This window comes from Thioalkalivibrio thiocyanodenitrificans ARhD 1 (assembly GCF_000378965.1).
GTDB classification, from domain to species: domain Bacteria; phylum Pseudomonadota; class Gammaproteobacteria; order Ectothiorhodospirales; family Ectothiorhodospiraceae; genus Thioalkalivibrio_A; species Thioalkalivibrio_A thiocyanodenitrificans.
In genome coordinates this window covers 666111-683217 of the sequence record NZ_KB900536.1, presented here as the reverse complement: position 1 = coordinate 683217, position 17107 = coordinate 666111, and the positions used below count along the sequence as shown (strand labels likewise).

The 17107-nt window shown below is 67.2% G+C and carries 16 protein-coding genes; 5 read left to right on the top strand and 11 right to left on the bottom strand.

Going from position 1 to position 17107, the window contains the following annotated elements:
- Positions 1-112: 112 nt before the first annotated feature.
- Positions 113-1120 carry a tRNA dihydrouridine(20/20a) synthase DusA gene (gene dusA / locus THITHI_RS18360; protein ID WP_269646187.1) on the bottom strand — a complete coding sequence of 336 codons (1008 nt, stop codon included), beginning with the start codon at positions 1118-1120 and terminating at the stop codon, positions 113-115.
- A 188-nt stretch (positions 1121-1308) separates the two neighbouring features.
- Here dusA and THITHI_RS0103150 point away from each other — a divergent pair, with 188 nt between their 5' ends.
- Positions 1309-2493 carry an MFS transporter gene (locus THITHI_RS0103150; RefSeq protein ID WP_033337029.1) on the top strand — a complete coding sequence of 395 codons (1185 nt, stop codon included), beginning with the start codon at positions 1309-1311 and terminating at the stop codon, positions 2491-2493.
- Between the two features lie 176 nt (positions 2494-2669).
- On the opposite strand, the gene THITHI_RS20510 is transcribed toward THITHI_RS0103150, so the two are convergent.
- Positions 2670-2822: a hypothetical protein gene (locus tag THITHI_RS20510; protein ID WP_018231622.1), complete on the bottom strand. Its 153-nt coding sequence runs from the start codon at positions 2820-2822 to the stop codon at positions 2670-2672.
- On the opposite strand from THITHI_RS20510, the gene THITHI_RS0103140 reads away from it, so the two are divergent.
- Entirely contained in the window at positions 2821-4239 is a 1419-nt protein-coding gene (locus THITHI_RS0103140; protein WP_018231621.1) for a Glu/Leu/Phe/Val family dehydrogenase, read from the top strand. The two genes, THITHI_RS20510 and THITHI_RS0103140, sit on opposite strands and share 2 nt — an antisense overlap.
- 85 nt (positions 4240-4324) lie before the next feature.
- Here the strand turns inward: THITHI_RS0103140 and THITHI_RS0103135 are convergent, their stop codons facing one another.
- Genes THITHI_RS0103135 through THITHI_RS0103115 form a run of 5 tightly spaced genes read right to left on the bottom strand, consistent with a single transcriptional unit; the run spans position 4325 to position 7723 of the window.
- Positions 4325-4573: a hypothetical protein gene (locus THITHI_RS0103135; RefSeq protein WP_018231620.1), complete on the bottom strand. Its 249-nt coding sequence runs from the start codon at positions 4571-4573 to the stop codon at positions 4325-4327.
- A 30-nt stretch (positions 4574-4603) separates the two neighbouring features.
- Positions 4604-5230, bottom strand: a complete 627-nt coding sequence (locus tag THITHI_RS0103130; RefSeq protein ID WP_018231619.1) for a TIGR04282 family arsenosugar biosynthesis glycosyltransferase — start codon at positions 5228-5230, stop codon at positions 4604-4606.
- Complete coding sequence (locus tag THITHI_RS0103125; RefSeq protein ID WP_018231618.1) at positions 5218-5904, bottom strand: TIGR04283 family arsenosugar biosynthesis glycosyltransferase; 687 nt, start codon at positions 5902-5904, stop codon at positions 5218-5220. Before THITHI_RS0103125 ends, THITHI_RS0103130 begins: the two co-directional genes overlap by 13 nt.
- A complete protein-coding gene (locus THITHI_RS0103120; protein ID WP_026186015.1) occupies positions 5901-6875 on the bottom strand; it encodes a VTT domain-containing protein in 975 nt (324 codons plus the stop codon). Before THITHI_RS0103120 ends, THITHI_RS0103125 begins: the two co-directional genes overlap by 4 nt.
- Before the next feature lie 5 nt (positions 6876-6880).
- Positions 6881-7723, bottom strand: coding sequence for a sterol desaturase family protein (locus THITHI_RS0103115; protein WP_018231616.1), 843 nt, complete (start codon positions 7721-7723; stop codon positions 6881-6883).
- A 94-nt stretch (positions 7724-7817) separates the two neighbouring features.
- On the opposite strand from THITHI_RS0103115, the gene THITHI_RS0103110 reads away from it, so the two are divergent.
- Positions 7818-8483 carry an ArsR/SmtB family transcription factor gene (locus THITHI_RS0103110; RefSeq protein ID WP_018231615.1) on the top strand — a complete coding sequence of 222 codons (666 nt, stop codon included), beginning with the start codon at positions 7818-7820 and terminating at the stop codon, positions 8481-8483.
- Between the two features lie 59 nt (positions 8484-8542).
- Positions 8543-9967: a phospholipase D-like domain-containing protein gene (locus tag THITHI_RS0103105; RefSeq protein ID WP_018231614.1), complete on the top strand. Its 1425-nt coding sequence runs from the start codon at positions 8543-8545 to the stop codon at positions 9965-9967.
- 205 nt (positions 9968-10172) lie between these two features.
- Here THITHI_RS0103105 and THITHI_RS0103100 read toward each other — a convergent pair whose 3' ends face one another.
- The 4 genes from THITHI_RS0103100 to ald form a co-directional block, all read right to left on the bottom strand.
- The gene (locus THITHI_RS0103100) at positions 10173-11573 is read right to left on the bottom strand and encodes a replication-associated recombination protein A (protein WP_018231613.1); all 1401 of its coding nucleotides are present in this window, start codon (positions 11571-11573) and stop codon (positions 10173-10175) included.
- Between the two features lie 126 nt (positions 11574-11699).
- Positions 11700-12317 carry an outer membrane lipoprotein chaperone LolA gene (lolA, locus tag THITHI_RS0103095; RefSeq protein ID WP_018231612.1) on the bottom strand — a complete coding sequence of 206 codons (618 nt, stop codon included), beginning with the start codon at positions 12315-12317 and terminating at the stop codon, positions 11700-11702.
- A 33-nt stretch (positions 12318-12350) separates the two neighbouring features.
- Positions 12351-14657, bottom strand: a complete 2307-nt coding sequence (locus tag THITHI_RS0103090; RefSeq protein WP_018231611.1) for a DNA translocase FtsK — start codon at positions 14655-14657, stop codon at positions 12351-12353.
- A gap of 224 nt (positions 14658-14881) precedes the next feature.
- Positions 14882-15946 (bottom strand): alanine dehydrogenase, encoded by a 1065-nt coding sequence (ald, locus tag THITHI_RS0103085; RefSeq protein WP_026186014.1) that lies wholly within the window; start codon positions 15944-15946, stop codon positions 14882-14884.
- 188 nt (positions 15947-16134) lie between these two features.
- Here ald and trxB point away from each other — a divergent pair, with 188 nt between their 5' ends.
- Positions 16135-17088, top strand: a complete 954-nt coding sequence (gene trxB / locus THITHI_RS0103080; protein WP_018231609.1) for a thioredoxin-disulfide reductase — start codon at positions 16135-16137, stop codon at positions 17086-17088.
- Positions 17089-17107: the final 19 nt, after the last annotated feature.

Genomic DNA, 17107 nt, shown 5'->3' with positions numbered 1-17107 from the left:
GACCTCCGCCGTGTTGGGGTTCGCTGCGCTCACCCCAACCTACGATTCCGTTGGTTTTTTCTCTGTGCCCTCTGTGGCAAAAATGCATTCCCTCGAATGCCGCTGAACTCAATCAGGCGATCGCGCTGCGGGCCTCTTCCGCGTCCGGCACCGGCACGCGCGCGGCCGCCGCGCGGATGACCTCGATGCCGGCACCGGGGCGATGGGCGTTCTCGCTCAGGTGGCGCCGCCAGGCGCGCGCGCCGGGTCGGCCCTGGAACAGGCCCAGGATGTGGCGCGTCATGGCCTGCAGGGGGACCCCCTCATCCAGGCGGTCGGACATATAGGGCAGCAAGGCCTCCACCACGCCGTGGCGGTCCGGCACGGGATGGTTGTCGCCGAAGAAACGCCGGTCCACGTCCGCCAACAGGTAGGGGTTGTGATAGGCCTCCCGTCCGAGCATCACGCCGTCCACATGGTCCAGTTGGGCCGCCACCGTGTCCAGATCCCGGACGCCGCCGTTCAGAATGATCTCCAGGTGCGGGAAATCGGCCTTCAGCCGGTGCACCACGTCGTAGCGAAGCGGCGGGATCTCGCGGTTCTCCTTCGGGCTCAGGCCGTGCAGCCAGGCCTTGCGGGCGTGGATGATGAAAGTCCCGCAGCCGGCCGCCCGGACGGTGTCGATGAAGGCGGTGAGATCCTCGTAGGCGTCGAGATCGTCGATGCCGATGCGGGTCTTGACCGTCACCGGCAGCGTGCAGGCGTCTGCCATGGCGGCGACGCACTCGGCCACCAGCGCCGGTTCCGCCATGAGACATGCGCCGAAGCGCCCCGACTGCACCCGATCCGAGGGGCAGCCCACGTTGAGATTCACCTGGTCATAGCCGTGCGCCTGGGCCATGCGTGCGCCGCCGGCCAACTCGGACGGCTCGCTGCCGCCCAGTTGCAGGGCCACGGGATGCTCGTCGGGGTGGTAGGCGAGAAAGCGCGCCGCATCCCCGTGCAGCAGGGCGCCCGTAGTCACCATCTCGGTGTACAGTAGGGCTCGGCGGCTGATGAGACGCAGAAAGTATCGGCAGTGCCGATCCGTCCAATCCATCATGGGCGCCACGGCAATCCGGTTCGATGAACAGACTGAAATATTCACAATAAAATAATAAGAAACAATATGATGCGTAATATTCCTGATTCACTGTCTCGATTCTGCGCTGCCTCCCGACGCCCCGCGGGCCAGGCCGGCGGGGCGCCGGCGCACGGCCGTCCCGGGACTCAGGCGGAAGGGTACCAGAATCGATGCCCGTGCCGGGAGCGGTGCGTTTCCCGGCCCGCATGAACGAAGCCCCCCGCAACCGCACCGTGCTCGCCCTGGGTGCGACCCAGACCCTGGCCTGGGGTTCCACCTATTACCTGCCGGCCATCCTGGCGATCCCCATGGCCCGGGAACTGGATATTCCCCCGAGCTGGGTCTTTGGCGCGTTCTCCGCCGCACTGGTGCTCGCGGCACTGTTCGGGCCGGTCGCGGGACGCCGCATCGATCGTTACGGCGGCCGCCACGTGCTCGCCGCCTCCAGCCTGATCTTCGCCGCGGGCCTGCTGGTCCTGGCGCTGGCCCAGGGGCCGGGCACGATGCTGGCCGGCTGGCTGATCATCGGCATGGGCATGTCCATGGGGCTGTACGAGGGAGCGTTCTCCACGCTCGCGGGCATCTACGGCCGGGATGCACGGGGCGCCATCATCGGCGTGACGCTCATGGCCGGCTTCGCCAGCACCATCTGCTGGCCCCTGACGGCCTACATGGAGGTGCAACTGGGCTGGCGCGCCGCCTGCCTGATCTGGGCCGGCGTGCACCTGTTCGCGGGGCTGCCCGTCAACCGGTTTCTGCTGCCCCGAGTGGTTCAGCCGCCCCCGCCGCCCCGGGCACTGCACACCACCGGATCGACCGCCCTGGACCGATCGCTGATCCTGATCGCCTGCGTGTTCGCGGTGGCATGGTTCACGGGCACGGCTATGGCGGCGCACCTGCCCCGTCTGTTGCAGGACACCGGGCTCTCGCCGGCCGCCGCGGTGGCCATCGCGGCCCTGGTGGGGCCCGCACAGGTGGCCGCGCGCCTGTTCGACTACATGGTGCTCCGTCACTTCCATCCGCTGCTGGCCAGCAAGCTGGCGACCCTGGCACACCCGGTGGGCGCACTGGCCATACTGGTGCTGGGCGCACCCGCGGCGGCGTTCTTTACGCTGCTGCACGGCGCGGGCCACGGGATCCTGTCCATCGCCAAGGGCACGCTTCCGCTGGCCATCTTCGGGCCGGAGAACTACGGGCATCGCATGGGCCTGTTGAGCGCGCCGTCGCGCTTCGCCCAGGCGGGGGCGCCCTTCGCGTTCGCGCTGCTCATCGAGCGTTTCGGCACCGGGGTGCTGGCGATCTCGGCCATGCTGGGCGTGATCGCGTTCGCCGCGCTCTGGTTGGTGGGCACCTCGGGCCGGCAGGAAACGCCCGGACACGGTTCCGGCTGACGGAAGGGCTGGCTGTGATCTCTCAACAGGTTGTCATCCGGAGGGTTGCTGCGATGCAGCGGGCTCCTAGGGTGCTGGAGAGCGTTGTCGTACACGCCGTGGGCAAGGTGCCCGGCGGATGCGCTTCGCTTATCCGCCCTATGTCCCCAGGATTGCCCGTGAACAACCTGGCGGGTTCACACGGCTGGCCGCCGCGATGGGATATTGCACGATCTGCTAGGCTGTAACAGGACGATGCACCAGGCCCGGCCTTGCAGCGCCTGCTGATTCATGCCGCCGCGCCGGCGCATGTCCAAACCGCTGAAATCCTGTTCGAGGAGGTCGTCCATGCCGGGAGATTCCGCGCCGTCCCCCAACTTCCTGCAAAGCGTGGCCCTGATGGTGGACAAGGCGCTGGAGGGCCTGGACCTTCCGCCGGGCGTGGACCGCGCCCTGAAATCCTGCAATGCGATCCTGCAGGTGTCCTTTCCCCTGAAGATCCGCGGTGAGATCCGCGAGTTCACGGGCTGGCGCGCGGTGCACAGCACCCACCGGCTGCCCGCCAAGGGCGGCCTGCGTTATTCCCCCACGCTGGATCAGGAGACCGCCGAGGCCCTGGCCGCGCTGATGACCTACAAGTGCGCGCTGGTGGATGTGCCCTTCGGAGGTTCAAAGGGCGGCCTGAGCATCGATCCCGGGCAGTACGACCGCGACGAGATGGAACGCATCACCCGGCGCTTTGCCCAGGAACTGGCCCGCAAGGGTTTCCTGAGCCCCGCCACCAACGTGCCGGCACCCGATGTGGGCACCGGGCAGCGGGAGATGGCCTGGATCATGGACGCCTACAAGAACCTCTACCCGGAGGATCTCAATTTCGCGGCCTGCGTGACCGGCAAGCCGCTGCACTTCGGCGGTATCCGGGGGCGCCTGGAAGCCACCGGGCGCGGCATCCAGTTCGCCCTGCGGGAATTCTTCCGCCATCCGTCCGCCCTCAGGGAGGCCGGGCTCTCGGGCGCCCTTGAAGGCAAGCGCGTGATCATCCAGGGACTGGGGAACGTGGGCTATCACCTGGGCAAGTTTCTGCAGGAGGAGGATGGCGCCCTGATCATCGGGATCATCGAGCAGGACGGCGCGCTGGTCAGCGAGGCGGGCCTGCCCGTGGAGGACGTGCGCCAGTTCATGACCAAGACCGGCGGGGTGCAGGGGTTCCCCGGCGTGGAGTTCGTGGAGCCCGGGTCGATCGTCCTGGAACACGAATGCGACATCCTCGTACCCGCGGCCCTGGAAGGGGTCATCCACGGGAACAACGCACCGCGCATCAAGGCACGGCTCATCGCCGAGGCGGCCAACGGGCCCATCACCTTCGATGCCGACCAGATCCTGCGGGAGATGGGGGTGTCGGTGCTGCCCGATGTCTACATGAATGCCGGCGGAGTGGTGGTGTCCTACTTCGAGTGGATCCGCAACCTGTCCCACATCCGCCTGGGACGCCTGCAGCGGCGCTTCGATGAACTGCGCGGACAGCACATCGTCTCCGCCCTTGAATTGCTGACCGGCGAGCAGGTGCCGGACTGGATGCACAGCGCGCTGGTGCGCGGCGCGCGCGAGGTGGACCTGGTGCATTCCGGCCTCGATGACACCATGCGTACCGCGTTCCAGGACATCATGGAAGCGCGCGACGGGGAGATTTACGATTATCGCACCGCTGCGTACCGCATCGCCTTGCAGAAGATCTACCAGGGGAGTCTGGAACTCACGGGCGTGTAGCCCGGATCAGACGCCCCTCCCCAGGCGGTCAGCCGATCCCGCCGCGCAACACGGTCGCCCGCTGCCCCCGGATGGCCCGCACGGGTCAGGCCTGCGCCGCTTTCCTCAACCACGCCATGCGCCACAGCTTCAGCCCAAGCAGCACGATGGGCGCCGCATGCATGAGCAGGTCGAAGATATCCAGGGGCCGGGTGAGCGTACCCTGAAACAGCATGCGCAGCTTCTCGGTGAGATGGGGTTCCGGCACGAAGGGCGCGAGCCCCAGCAGGAGCGCCAGGATGATCAGCGGGGTGAGCGATGCGTGGTCGATGATGGACAGAAGCCGTCTTTTCATGGGGCGGCATTGTACCCGAACCCGGCCCGCTTACGGGTCCGCATCCCCGAGCAGTTCCGGAAAACGGCCCAGGTCCTCGGGACGATCCAGGTCCGGCAATACGGGCAGACTGCGCACCCCCAGCCCCAGGCGCCGGGCCCGGGTCCGGGTTTCCTGCAGGACCTGTGCGGTGCCCCAGGGGACGGCCCGGAACAGTTCCGGTTCCGCCCGTCCGGCACCGATGAGCACGTAGCCGCCGTCCTCCGCCGGACCGAGCACCAGGTCCGCGCCCTCCTCCAGCCACGCCATGGCCTGGCGCAGGTGCCCGGCGGTCAGCGCCGGGCAGTCCGCGCCCACCAGCACGGCATGCGCGCCCCGTCGCCGGGCATCCTCCAGGGCGTGATGCATCCGCTCACCCAGATCATCGCCCGTCTGTGCACGCAGGCGGACGTCATAGCGAGTGGCACACTCGATGAAGAACGGATGCCCGGTGTCCGGCGTGCACCAGAGTTCCAACCCGTCCGGCGATGCCGCCTGCGCCGTCTGCAGGGTGCGATGAATCAGCCGCTCGTGAAGACGCGCGGCCCCTTCCGGACCCAGGACCGGGATCAGCCGGGTCTTGGTCTCCCCGGCCCTGGGCGCCCGCGCGAAGACCTGGATGCGCGTCACCGGTACCATCCGGCCAGACGCGAGGGACTCACGCCCAGTGCGTAGGCGCCGCGCAGGCACCACATGAGCACGATGGTGCGCACGATGCCCTGCTGTTCCCATCGACGGCTGGAGGTCACCAGTCTGTGCCGCAGGCAGGCGGGCCGCCCCGCCCCGCGCTTGAGGCGGCGGCTGAGATCGATGTCCTCCATCAACGGAATCTCGGCGAATCCGCCCGCGGCACGAAAGGTTTCCGTACGCATGAACAGGCCCTGATCTCCGGTGGCGATGCCCGTGAGGCAGGAACGGATATTCATGAGTGACTCCACCATCCGCAGCAGCGGATGACTGCCGGAGAGGCGCACGTCGAACCGGCCCCAGCCCCGATCCGCGAGGCCCGCCCGGATGAGCGCATCGGCGTCCTCGGGGATCCGGCAGTCGGCATGAAGAAACCACAGGGCGCCGGCACGGGCCTCGGCGGCACCCGCATTCATCTGCACTGCCCGCCCCCTCGGGGATGCCAGGACCCGATCCACCCGGTCCCGTGCCCTGGCCGCAGTCCCGTCGCGGCTGCCGCCGTCCACCAGGATCACCTCGCAGCCCCGCCGGCGCAGCGGCGCCAGGGTCTCCAGCAGGTCATCCAGGTTGTCCGCTTCGTTTAGGGTGGGGACTACCACGGACAACGGCGGCGGGGGAATGGTCACGAACCGTCCGGCCGCACCACCGGAAGGTCGGCCCGTTCCCAGGCTTCCATTCCGCCCTGCACCACCCGCGCGTCCGTTACCCCGGCACGGGCAAGGGCCCGCTGGGCCTTGGCCGAGCGGCGATCCGTGCGGCAGATCAGGGCCAGCGGCCCGGAATGGGCCTCCGCCACCCGCTGCGGGGCCGCCAGCAGATCGTCCACGGGAATGGGCACGGCACCCGCCACGTGGGCCTTGGCAAACTCGTCGGGGCCGCGCACGTCCAGAAGCGTGAGCCGGCCTTCATCCAGGGCGCTCTGCACCTCCCGGACCGTCAGGTCACGGCCCCGGCGCAGGCGGGTCACCAGGCGGGGGATGAACAGGGCGACGGCCAGCAGGGCCAGGGCGATGAGGATGGTCCGTATCAGGTTCTCGCCGCCGGCCACCGCCTCCCTGCCCGCAAAGCCCAGGTAGGTGTAGGCGATGGCGCCGGGGGCCATGCACACGAAGGTGGCCAGGACATAGGGCACGAGCGGGATGCGTGTGAGCCCCAGGGCGTAGTTGAGCAGGTTGTAGGGGAACAGCGGCACCAGCCGGGTGAAGGCCACGAACCGCCAGCCTTCCTGTTCCACGCCCCGGATCAGGGTGGCGACCTTTCCGCCCGCGCGCCGGCTGACCCAGTCGGAGGCGACGTAGCGTGACACCAGGAAGGCCAGCGTGGCCCCCGCGGTGGCCCCGACCAGGCTGTACAGACTGCCCCACACCGGGCCGAACAGGACTCCGCCGGCGAGGGTCAGCACGGAACCCGGCAGGAAGAAAACGGCCGCGAGCGCGTAGACACCCATGAACAGCCACGGCGCCGAGGCACCCAGCCCGCCGATCCAGACCTCCAGTCCCTCCACCGTGAGCCGGTCCCGAAATCCGATCGCCACCAGGATGCCCGCCACCACCAGCGCCACCAGGACGATGCGCATCCAGATTCTGCCATTGCCCATGCCCGTCACTCCCAGTGCCGCCGGTTGATCGCGTAGTCGGTCACCTTGCCCACAAAGGGCATGAGCAGCATCCCCTTGAGTCCGTCGCACTGCGTGGGATCACGGAACGTGGAGATGCCGAGGGTCATACCTTCGTGGCCGCCCCGGGGCTGCGCCCGGTAGGTGCCGAACAGGCGGTCCCACCAGGGCAGGTTGAAGCCGAAGTTGGAGTTGGTCTCGTCATCCTCCACGGAATGATGCACCCGGTGCATGTCCGGCGTCACCACGATCCAGCGCAGCCACCGGTCGAGGCCCGAGGGCAGGCGCAGATTGCTGTGATTGAACATGGACGTTGCGTTGAGGGCGATCTCGAACAGGATGACCGCCAGCACCGGCGCCCCGAGCACCGCGATCACCGCGAACTTGATGACCATGGACAGGATGATCTCGATGGGATGAAAACGCAGTCCCGTGGTGACGTCGAAGTCCAGATCAGCGTGATGCACCCGGTGCAGACGCCACAGGATCGGCACCGCGTGGACCATCACGTGCTGCAGCCAGATCATGAAGTCCAGCACGATCACCGAGACCAGCACGGCCACCCAGTAGGGAAACTCGAAGGTGTTGAACACGCCCCACCCCGCGGACTGGGCGAACAGGGCCATGCCCACCGCCGCCGCCGGAAAGAGCACGCGCAGCAGCACCGTGTTGATCACCACGATGCCCAGATTGCTGGTCCAGCGCTGCAGACGCGATAGCGACCGGCCGCGGCGCGGCCACCAGGCCTCCGAGACGGCCAGCATCAGCAGCATGCCCAGGAAGAATCCGAGGCGCAGCATGGCCTCGTGGTCGGTGATCCATTCGCTCATCGGCGATCCCCTCTCAATGGACTTCGTCTAAAATAAAAATTCAATTGATCTATTGATTCTTGCTTTCGGTGCAGTTTCGCGATGTAATGGATCCATGTCAAGCCCCACGATCAAACATCAACTGCTGACCCAGTTCGCCCGCCTGGGCAAGGCCCTGAGCCATCCGAACCGGCTCGAGCTGCTGGAATTCCTTGCTCAGGGTCCACGGGGCGTGGATGAGCTGGCGGGCGTGAGCGGGATGAGCGTGGCCAACACCTCCCAGCACCTGCAACAGCTCCGGCAATCGGGGCTGGTGGAGTCGCGGCGACAGGGACAGCGGGTGTACTACCAGCTCGCCGGAGACGATGTGGTGTCTCTCATGGACGCCCTGCGCCGGGTGGCCCGTCAGCACCTGCCGGATGTGGACATGCTGGTGCGCGATCACCTGGACCCGCGCGATGCCATGGAACCGGTGCCCCTGGATCAACTTCTGGCGCGCATCCGCAATGGCGAGGTCACGGTGGTGGACGTGCGCCCGGAGGCCGAGTTCCGGGCGGGGCATCTGCCCGGCGCACTGAACATCCCGCTGGAGGAACTGGAAACCCGCCTGACGCAGATCGACCCGGAACGGGAGGTCATCGCCTACTGCCGGGGCCCCTACTGCGTGCTCGCCTACGACGCGGTCTACCGCCTGCGCGAACGGGGCTACCATGCGCGGCGCATGGAGGACGGCTACCCGGAGTGGAAAACCGCCGGCATGCCGGTGGAAGAAACCGGCTGAATACCCGGCCGGGTCGTTTCATCCTTCATCGTTCATCCCTCTTCCTTCACACTTGAGGGATGCTGCCCGAGACTCTGCAAGCCGTCATTGCCAGCGTGAGCGCCGTGCTCGTGCTGGCCTTTGCGCTCTACAGCGCGGGCCATGCCCTGCTCCACAAGCGGGACACGCGCGCCGTGATCGCCTGGGTGGGGCTGATCATGCTCCTGCCGCTGGGCGGATCCATCCTCTACTGGCTGCTGGGCGTCAACCGCATCAAGCGCAGGGCGCGCGCCCTGCGCGAGTCTGCGGGCCGCGGATCCATGCCTCTGAGCGTGGATCCCGCGCAGGTGGATACCAGATGGCACCCGCTGGCGGCCGTGGGCGACGCACTGGGTCTGCTGCCCCTGAGTGCCGGCAACCGGCTCAAGCCGCTCGTCAACGGCGACCAGGCCTACCCGGAGATGCTCGAGGCGATCGACTCGGCCACCCGCAGCATCGGGCTCGCCACCTACATCTTCGACACCGACCCGGTCGGCCGCCGGTTCAGGGATGCCCTGCACCGCGCCCATGAGCGCGGGGTGTCGGTGCGTGTGCTCATCGACGGCGTCGGCGCGCGCTACAGCCGGCGCAGCATGGCGCGGGAACTGCGCCGGGTCGGCATCCCCACCCGGCTGTTTCTGCCCATGCACCTGCCCCGCAGTCTGGCCGCGTTCAACCTGCGCAATCACCGCAAGTTCCTGATCGTGGACGGACAGACCGGATTCACCGGGGGCATGAACCTGCGCGCGGGCAACCTGCTGGCGAATCCGGGGCGTCATCCCGTCCAGGACCTGCAGTTCCGGGTGGAAGGTCCGGTGGTGGCGCAGATACAGCGCATCTTCGCCGGGGACTGGCATTTCGCCTCCGGTGAGCCTCTGCAGGGCGAGGCATGGTTTCCGCATCAGGGGCCCGCGGGCGACGCATTTGCGCGGGGTGTGCCCGACGGACCGGACGAGCACTTCGAGAACCTGCGGCTGATCATCCACGCAGCCGTCACCGAAGCCCGGGAACGGGTGACCGTGATGACCCCGTATTTCCTGCCGGACGATGCACTCATCGCGGCGCTCAACAGTGCCGCGCTCCGGGGTCTGCAGGTGGACATCCTGCTGCCGGAGCGCAACAACCTGCGCCTGGTGCAATGGGCCTCCCAGGCCATGTACTGGCAACTGCTGGAACGGGGCTGCCGCATCTGGCTCACGCCGCCCCCCTTCGATCACACCAAGCTCATGCTGGTGGACCGGGAGTGGTTCCTGCTGGGATCCGCCAACTGGGATCCGCGCAGCCTGCGGCTCAATTTCGAGTTCAACCTGGAATGCCTGGACCCGGAACTGGGCGCCCGGCTCGCGGACTGGGTGGAAAGGCGGCGCGCATCCGCCCGGCAGGTGAGCCTCGAAGAGGTCGACGGGCGTTCCCTGGCGGTGCAGCTCAGGGACGGTGCGGCGCGCCTGATGACGCCGTATTTGTGAGGGGTTCCGGCAGGAACGATATGGCGCTTCGACGTAATCCTGCGGATTGAATCGCCCCCCCGTAGGAGCCCGGTCCTCCGGGCGATAGCAGGGCACGGGGGAATGCTTCGCCCGGAGGACCGGGCTCCTACGGGGGCCACAGAAGGGCCAATGATCATCCGGCTGCTTCGCGAACGTCGTGGGGATCGGCGTTCAGACAAACCCTTCAATCATCGCTCTGCGTTTCCGGCATCTCCTTCCCACTTCCCTTGTCTTCGCTGCCGGCCCGGATCTCACCGCGCGCGTCCGCATTGCGGCGGCGCAGATCCTCCAGCTTTTCCCGGATCCGGATCTCCAGGCCCCGGTCCACCGGCAGGTAATAACGGCGTTCCGGCATGTCGTCCGGGAAGTAGCGCGCCCCCGCCGCGAAGCCGTCGGCCTCGTCGTGGGCATACCGGTAATCCCTGCCGTAGTCCAGTTCCTTCATGAGCTTCGTGGGGGCATTGCGCAGGTGCAGGGGCACGTCCAGGCTGCCCAGTTCGCGCACATCGGACATGGCGCGGCTGTAGGCCTTGTACACGGCGTTACTCTTGGGTGCGCAGGCCATGTAGACCACCGCCTGGGCCAGCGCCAGTTCTCCCTCGGGGGAGCCCAGGCGCTCGTACACGTCCCAGGCCTCGAGGGCCAGCGTCAGTCCCCGGGGATCGGCGTTGCCGATATCCTCGCTGGCCATGCGCACCACGCGCCGGGAGAGGTACACCAGGTCACATCCTCCGTCGATCATGCGGCACAACCAGTAGAGCGACGCATCGGGGTCGGAGCCGCGCACGGACTTGTGCAGGGCGGAGATCTGGTCGTAGAACATCTCGCCGCCCTTGTCGAAACGGCGCAGACCCTGGCTGGTGACTTCATCCAGGGTCGCTCCGGTGATCTCCGCTCCGTCCTCGCCCTCTTCCGCCAGGTCGGCGGCGATCTCCAGCAGATTGAGCGCGCGCCGCGCATCGCCGTCCGCGGCCTTCGCCAGGCGATCGCGCAACCCGTCGGCCATGCGGATGTGCCGGTCGCCCAAGCCCCGTTCGGCATCCGTCAGTGCCGCATCGATGACGGCACGGATGTCCGCCTCGGTGAGGCCCTTGAGCACGTAGGTGCGCACGCGCGAGAGCAGCGCGTTGTTGAGTTCGAAGGACGGATTCTCCGTGGTGGCGCCCACGAAGGCGATGGTGCCGTCCTCCACGTGGGGCAGGAAGGCATCCTGCTGGGATTTGTTGAAACGGTGCACCTCGTCCACGAACAACACCGTGGGCTTGCCGCGCATGCGCCGATGCTCGCGGGCCTGCTCGACGGCGGCACGGATGTCCTTGACGCCGGAGAGCACGGCGGAGAGCGTCAGGAACTGCGCGCCGCAATAATGGGCGATCATGCGCGCCAGGGTGGTCTTGCCGGTACCCGGCGGCCCCCAGAACAGCATCGAGTGCAGCCGGTCCTCCTCGATGGCCCGGCGCAGGGGCTTGCCCGGCGCCAGCAGATGCTCCTGCCCGGCGAACTCCTCCAGCGTGCGCGGCCGCATCCGGTCCGCCAGCGGGCGGCCGGTCTCATCAATGGGTGCGGTGTCGAAGAGATCGGTCATGGTTGTGGGGCGTGAGGGGCGAGGCGTCAGGGGTGAGGCGTGAGTATCAGTCTAACCCCCTCGACGTACCGTGTAACGGCGGCTTTACGCCTCTCGCCTGTCCCCTCACGCCTCACGTCCACGCCGTCAGTTCCGTATGATGTCCACACCCTCGGGCGCCTCGAAGCGGAAGGTGCGCGCGGGGAAATCCGGGTTCAGGCTCATGTCGGTGAAGCGGATACGGGTCTGTTGGCCGAACTGGTCGTAGAGCACCATCATGCCGATCTGCCGGTCGTCCATTCCGATGAGGATGCGCGTGAAGTCCGCATCCAGGTCACGGGGATAGAGCTCCACCCAGTTCAATCCACCGCGCTCGCCCACGACCTCGACCTCGAAATCCTCGTCCAGGGGGCGCGGCTCGGACAGCAGCATGATGGGCGCGCCGGCCAGGACATGCTCCATCGGGCGGGCAGTGGCCTGGGCCAGATCCTCGTCGTAGGTCCAGAGAAACTGTCCGTCCGCGATGATGAGCTGGCGATACGGGGTCTCGTAGTCCCAGCGGAAGCGGCCGGGGCGCTGCAACTGCACCGTGCCCTCGGATTTCTGCAGGACCTCGTCCTCCTCGTTGATCACCAGCTGCTCGAAGCGGGCCTCGAAGCCGGTGACGTCATGGAAGAACCGGTCGAGCTGCTGGCGTGCGTCATCGGCCATGGCCGGCGTGAACAGGATCAGCGCCAGCAGGGACGTCATCAGGTATCTGGACATGCAATCTCTCTCGGAAAGGGAACTGTGGCCGCGTCAGTCCTTGGGGCCGCCCGGCGCGAGGACCTCACGGTTGCCGTTGGATTGCAGCGCGCTCACCAGGCCCGCCGCTTCCATGTCCTCGATCATGCGCGCGGCGCGGTTGTAGCCGATCTTTAGGCGGCGCTGCACATAGGAGATGGAGGCCTTGCGGGATTCCAGCACGACGGCCACGGCCTGATCGTAGAGCGGATCGCTCTCCGGGTCTCCGCTGGTCACCGGCTCCAGGCCGGGAATGGCAGCCGCGCCGGACTCCGGTTCTTCTAGGACCTCGTCCAGGTACTCGGGTTCACCCAGGGTTTTGAGGTGGTCCACTACCTGGTGCACCTCGTGGTCGGCGACGAAGGCGCCGTGCACGCGCACCGGATGGGCAGTGCCCGGCGGCAGATAAAGCATGTCCCCGTGCCCGAGCAGTTGTTCCGCACCCATCTGATCCAGGATGGTGCGCGAGTCCACCCGCGAGGAGACCTGGAAGGCCACGCGGGTCGGGATGTTGGCCTTGATCAGGCCCGTGATCACGTCCACCGACGGGCGCTGGGTGGCAAGGATCAGGTGAATGCCCGCGGCCCGGGCCTTCTGGGCCAGGCGGGCGATGAGCTCCTCCACTTTCTTGCCCACCACCATCATCATGTCCGCGAACTCGTCCACCACGATGACCACGAACGGCAGCGGCTTGAGTTCCGGGGCCGGCGCCTCGTCGTCGAACTCCATCTGCGGCTTGTGGAACGGGTTGCGCAGCGGCTCGCCCTTCTCGGCGGCCTCCTTCACCTTGCGGTTGTAGCCGGCGATGTTGCGCACGCCCAGATGGGACATGAGCCGGTAGCGGCGTTCCATCTCCGCCACGCTCCAGCGCAGGGCGTTGGAGGCATCCTTCATGTCGGTGACCACCGGTGCCAGCAGGTGGGGAATGCCCTCGTACACCGAGAGCTCCAGCATCTTGGGATCGATGAGGATCAGCCGCACCTGTTCCGGGCGCGCCTTGTAGAGCAGCGACAGCAGCATGGCATTGATGGCCACCGACTTGCCCGACCCGGTGGTGCCGGCCACCAGCAGGTGCGGCATGCGCGCCAGGTCCGCAACGATGGGCACGCCGCCGATGTCCTTGCCCAGCGCCAGGGTCAGGGGCGAGCCGGAACTCTCGAAAACCTGGGATTGCAGGATCTCCGAGAGCACCACCAGTTCGCGCTGCTCGTTGGGGATCTCCAGGCCGACAGTGGACTTGCCCGGGATCACCTCCACGATGCGCACGCTGATCACCGACAATGCCCGGGCCAGATCCTTGGCGAGCCCACTGATGCGGCTGACCTTCACACCCGCCGCCGGTTGCAGTTCAAACCGGGTGATCACCGGACCCGGGTGCACGGCCACCACCTCCACCTCCACACCGAAGTCCCTGAGCTTGATCTCCACAAGCCGGGACATGGCCTCCAGACTCGCCTCCGAATAGCCGCCTTCGTGAGGCCTGGCCTGATCCAGCAGGGCCAGGGGCGGAAGGGCATCGGAACGGGCGCCCTGGAACAGGGGGATCTGTTTCTCCCGCTGCACGCGCTCGCCGGGGGCGGGCTTGCTCACCACCGGCTCGATGCGCGGCTTGGGACGCCCGCGGATCTTTTCGGTCTCGGTCCGGAAGACCGTCTCCCGGGCCTCCCGCGCCTTGCGCCCGGCGCGCTGCTCCAGAATGCCCGCGATGTGTTCACGCACCCAGGCCGCCAGCAGCAGCGAGTAGCGGCCCACGGTGTCCATCACCACAAACCAGGACAGGCCGGTGAACAGGGTGACGCCGGCCAGGAACAGGGCCAGCAGCAGCAGCGTGGTGCCCACCATGCCGAAACCGGACATGAGCAGTACGCTCAGCACCTCGCCGAGGATGCCGCCGGCGTTGAGCGGCAGGACACCCGGCGCGAAATGCAGGGTGGCGAGTCCGCACCCGGCGGCGAGGGTGAGCACGAATCCGGCCCAGCGGATGCCCAGGGTGCGCAGGTCCAGTTCGCCGGTATCCGACTGCCCCCGGTAGAGCAGCCAGCCGCTGTACCCCACGATCACCGGCGCCAGATACGCCAGGTAACCGAACAGATAGAAGAACACGTCGGCGAACCACGCCCCCACCCGGCCACCCAGATTGGTCACCCGCAGCCCGCTGCCCGTATGGGACCACCCCGGATCCGCCGGGTTGAAGGTCACCAGCGCAATCAGCAGATATGTCGCGGCCGCGCCCAGCACCAGCAGCGCCACCTCGCGCAGCCCCCGCCCCACATGGGCCGAGAGCGGCTTGCCATTGGTCTTCTTCTGGGTTGCCTGGGCCAAGATCAGTATCCGCGTAAGGAATAGGTCACAATTATATGATTTATATGGTGAAGTTGGAAGTATGAATTGGGAAGTGAGAAGAAACCCCTACCCCATTGCGTGGTCGCATGACACCCCGGAGCCTGCTGAGGCCTGGTCTCCAACCCATGCCGGAGCCGATACGCCGATTGTCGTCCCCGACTCTTCGCACTTCACAATTCCAACTTCCCACTTTTCAATTCCCCTCACCCCAACTCCGCCCTGACCGCCGGATTCACATACTCCCCATCCCGTACATTGATGCCTTCCGTCAGTGCCGGATCGTCCGCCCAGTCCGGCTCCGCGAGCCGCAGGACGTGGGGGATGAGGCTCGCCGACAGGGCCTGGGAGGAGGTGCGCGGCACGGCACCGGGCATGTTGGTGACGCAGAAATGGGTGACGCCCTCCTCCATGTAGAACGGATCGTCGTAGGTGGTGGGACGGGTGGTCTCCATGCACCCGCCCTGGTCCACGGAGATGTCCACGGCCACGCTGCCGGGCACCATCGCCCGGAGCATCCCCCGGGTCACCAGGTGGGGCGTGCGCCGCCCGGGCACCAGTACCGCCCCGACGAGGATGTCCGCCGAGGGCAAGCTGTCGCCGATGGCCTGCTGATAGGCATACAGCGTGGTGACGTTGTTGCCAATGGCGCGCATGGCCGTCATGCGCTCGCGATGGACGTCGAACACCGTCACCCGGGCACCCAGGGCTGCTGCCGTGTGCACCGCCGCACCTCCGGCCACCCCCGCGCCGAGCACCACCACGTGGCCCCGGCTGGCCGCCGCGAGCCCCCCGAGGAGCATGCCCTTGCCTCCCTGGGGCTGATGCAGCAGGTGGGTGCCCACCTGGACCGCAAGGTGCCCGGCGATCTCGCTCATGGGCGCCAGGAGGGGCAGTGTACCGCCCACACGCACCGTCTCGAAGGCGATGGCGGTGAGCCCGATGGCGCGCAGGCGCTCGCCCAGTTCCCGGTTGGCCGCCAGGTGCAGGAAGCAGAACAGGCGGTGTTCCGGGCGCAGGCGCGAAATCTCCTCGCCCACCGGCTCCTTGACCTTCACGATCAGCTCCGCCTCGCCATAGATGGCATCGGCATCCGGCAGTATCCGGGCCCCTGCCGCCAGGTAGTCGGCATCGCCATAGCCGCTCTTGCTGCCCGCGCCCTGCTGGATGACCACGTCGTGGCCATGCCGCACGAGTTCCGCGCAGGCGGCAGGCACGAGGCCCACCCGGCCCTCCCGCGTCTTCACCTCAGTGGGAATTCCAACTCGCATCCTCAGATCCCTCGTTCCGGGGAAACCTCGGCGGGCGTGACTTGCACGGACGGGGCCCGGATAATACGGGCCCCGCGAGTCCGGCCTTCGGCCGAACCCGGCACGGCCAATCGTGTCTCATCGAATGCCGCCCGGACCGCCTGAGAATCACACAGATCCAGACCTATTGAAAACAGGAGTCAGTATACATGAGCGAATCCAAGCACTGCCGGCTGCTCATCCTCGGATCCGGTCCAGCCGGATACACAGCCGCCGTCTACGCCGCGCGCGCCAATCTTGCCCCGGTGCTGATCACGGGACTGGAACAGGGCGGCCAGCTCACCACCACCACCGACGTGGACAACTGGCCGGGCGACGATGCGGGCGTGCAGGGTCCGGAACTCATGGAACGCATGAAGCGCCACGCGGAGCGCTTCGATACCGAGATCATCTTCGATCATGTCAACAAGGTGGATCTGTCCAGCCGCCCGTTCAACCTCGAGGGCGACGCCGGCCGCTACACCTGTGACGCCCTCGTCATCGCCACCGGGGCCTCGGCCATGTACCTGGGCCTTCCCTCGGAGGAGGCCTTCAAGGGCAAGGGCGTGTCGGCCTGCGCCACCTGCGACGGCTTCTTCTACCGCAACCAGAAGGTCGCGGTGATCGGCGGCGGCAACACGGCCGTGGAAGAGGCCCTGTACCTGTCCAATATCGCCGAACACGTGACCCTGGTGCATCGCCGGGACAAGCTGCGTGCCGAGAAGATCCTCCAGGACCAGCTGTTCGCCAGGGAGAAGGAAGGGCGGATCACCATCGAATGGGATCACGTTCTGGACGAGGTGCTGGGCGACGATTCGGGCGTCACCGGTATGCGCATCAAGCACGTCAAGTCCGGCAACGCGCGCGATATCGACCTGATGGGCGTGTTCATCGCCATCGGCCACAAACCCAATACCGGCATCTTCGAGGGCCAGCTCGAGATGAGCAACGGCTATATCAAGGTGCAGAGCGGCACTTCGGGCAACGCCACGGCCACCAGCGTACCCGGCGTATTCGCCGCCGGTGACGTGATGGACCACGTCTACCGGCAGGCGGTGACCTCCGCCGGCACCGGCTGCATGGCCGCCCTGGATGCGGAGCGTTTCCTGGAGGACAACGGCTGAGGAGCGCTCGGGACATACT

What these genes read in the sequence shown, in the direction of transcription:
- lolA (WP_018231612.1), bottom strand. Translation starts at nt 12,317, where the DNA reads ATGTCCAGATACCTGATGACGTCCCTGCTGGCGCTGATCCTGTTCACG.
- THITHI_RS20510 (WP_018231622.1), bottom strand. Translation starts at nt 2,822, where the DNA reads ATGGACGACCTCCTCGAACAGGATTTCAGCGGTTTGGACATGCGCCGG.
- THITHI_RS0103110 (WP_018231615.1), top strand. Translation starts at nt 7,818, where the DNA reads ATGTCAAGCCCCACGATCAAACATCAACTGCTGACCCAGTTCGCCCGC.
- ald (WP_026186014.1), bottom strand. Translation starts at nt 15,946, where the DNA reads ATGCGAGTTGGAATTCCCACTGAGGTGAAGACGCGGGAGGGCCGGGTG.
- THITHI_RS0103105 (WP_018231614.1), top strand. Translation starts at nt 8,543, where the DNA reads ATGCTGCCCGAGACTCTGCAAGCCGTCATTGCCAGCGTGAGCGCCGTG.
- THITHI_RS0103140 (WP_018231621.1), top strand. Translation starts at nt 2,821, where the DNA reads ATGCCGGGAGATTCCGCGCCGTCCCCCAACTTCCTGCAAAGCGTGGCC.
- trxB (WP_018231609.1), top strand. Translation starts at nt 16,135, where the DNA reads ATGAGCGAATCCAAGCACTGCCGGCTGCTCATCCTCGGATCCGGTCCA.
- THITHI_RS0103130 (WP_018231619.1), bottom strand. Translation starts at nt 5,230, where the DNA reads ATGGTACCGGTGACGCGCATCCAGGTCTTCGCGCGGGCGCCCAGGGCC.
- THITHI_RS0103120 (WP_026186015.1), bottom strand. Translation starts at nt 6,875, where the DNA reads ATGGGCAATGGCAGAATCTGGATGCGCATCGTCCTGGTGGCGCTGGTG.
- THITHI_RS0103150 (WP_033337029.1), top strand. Translation starts at nt 1,309, where the DNA reads ATGAACGAAGCCCCCCGCAACCGCACCGTGCTCGCCCTGGGTGCGACC.
- THITHI_RS0103100 (WP_018231613.1), bottom strand. Translation starts at nt 11,573, where the DNA reads ATGACCGATCTCTTCGACACCGCACCCATTGATGAGACCGGCCGCCCG.
- THITHI_RS0103115 (WP_018231616.1), bottom strand. Translation starts at nt 7,723, where the DNA reads ATGAGCGAATGGATCACCGACCACGAGGCCATGCTGCGCCTCGGATTC.
- THITHI_RS0103135 (WP_018231620.1), bottom strand. Translation starts at nt 4,573, where the DNA reads ATGAAAAGACGGCTTCTGTCCATCATCGACCACGCATCGCTCACCCCG.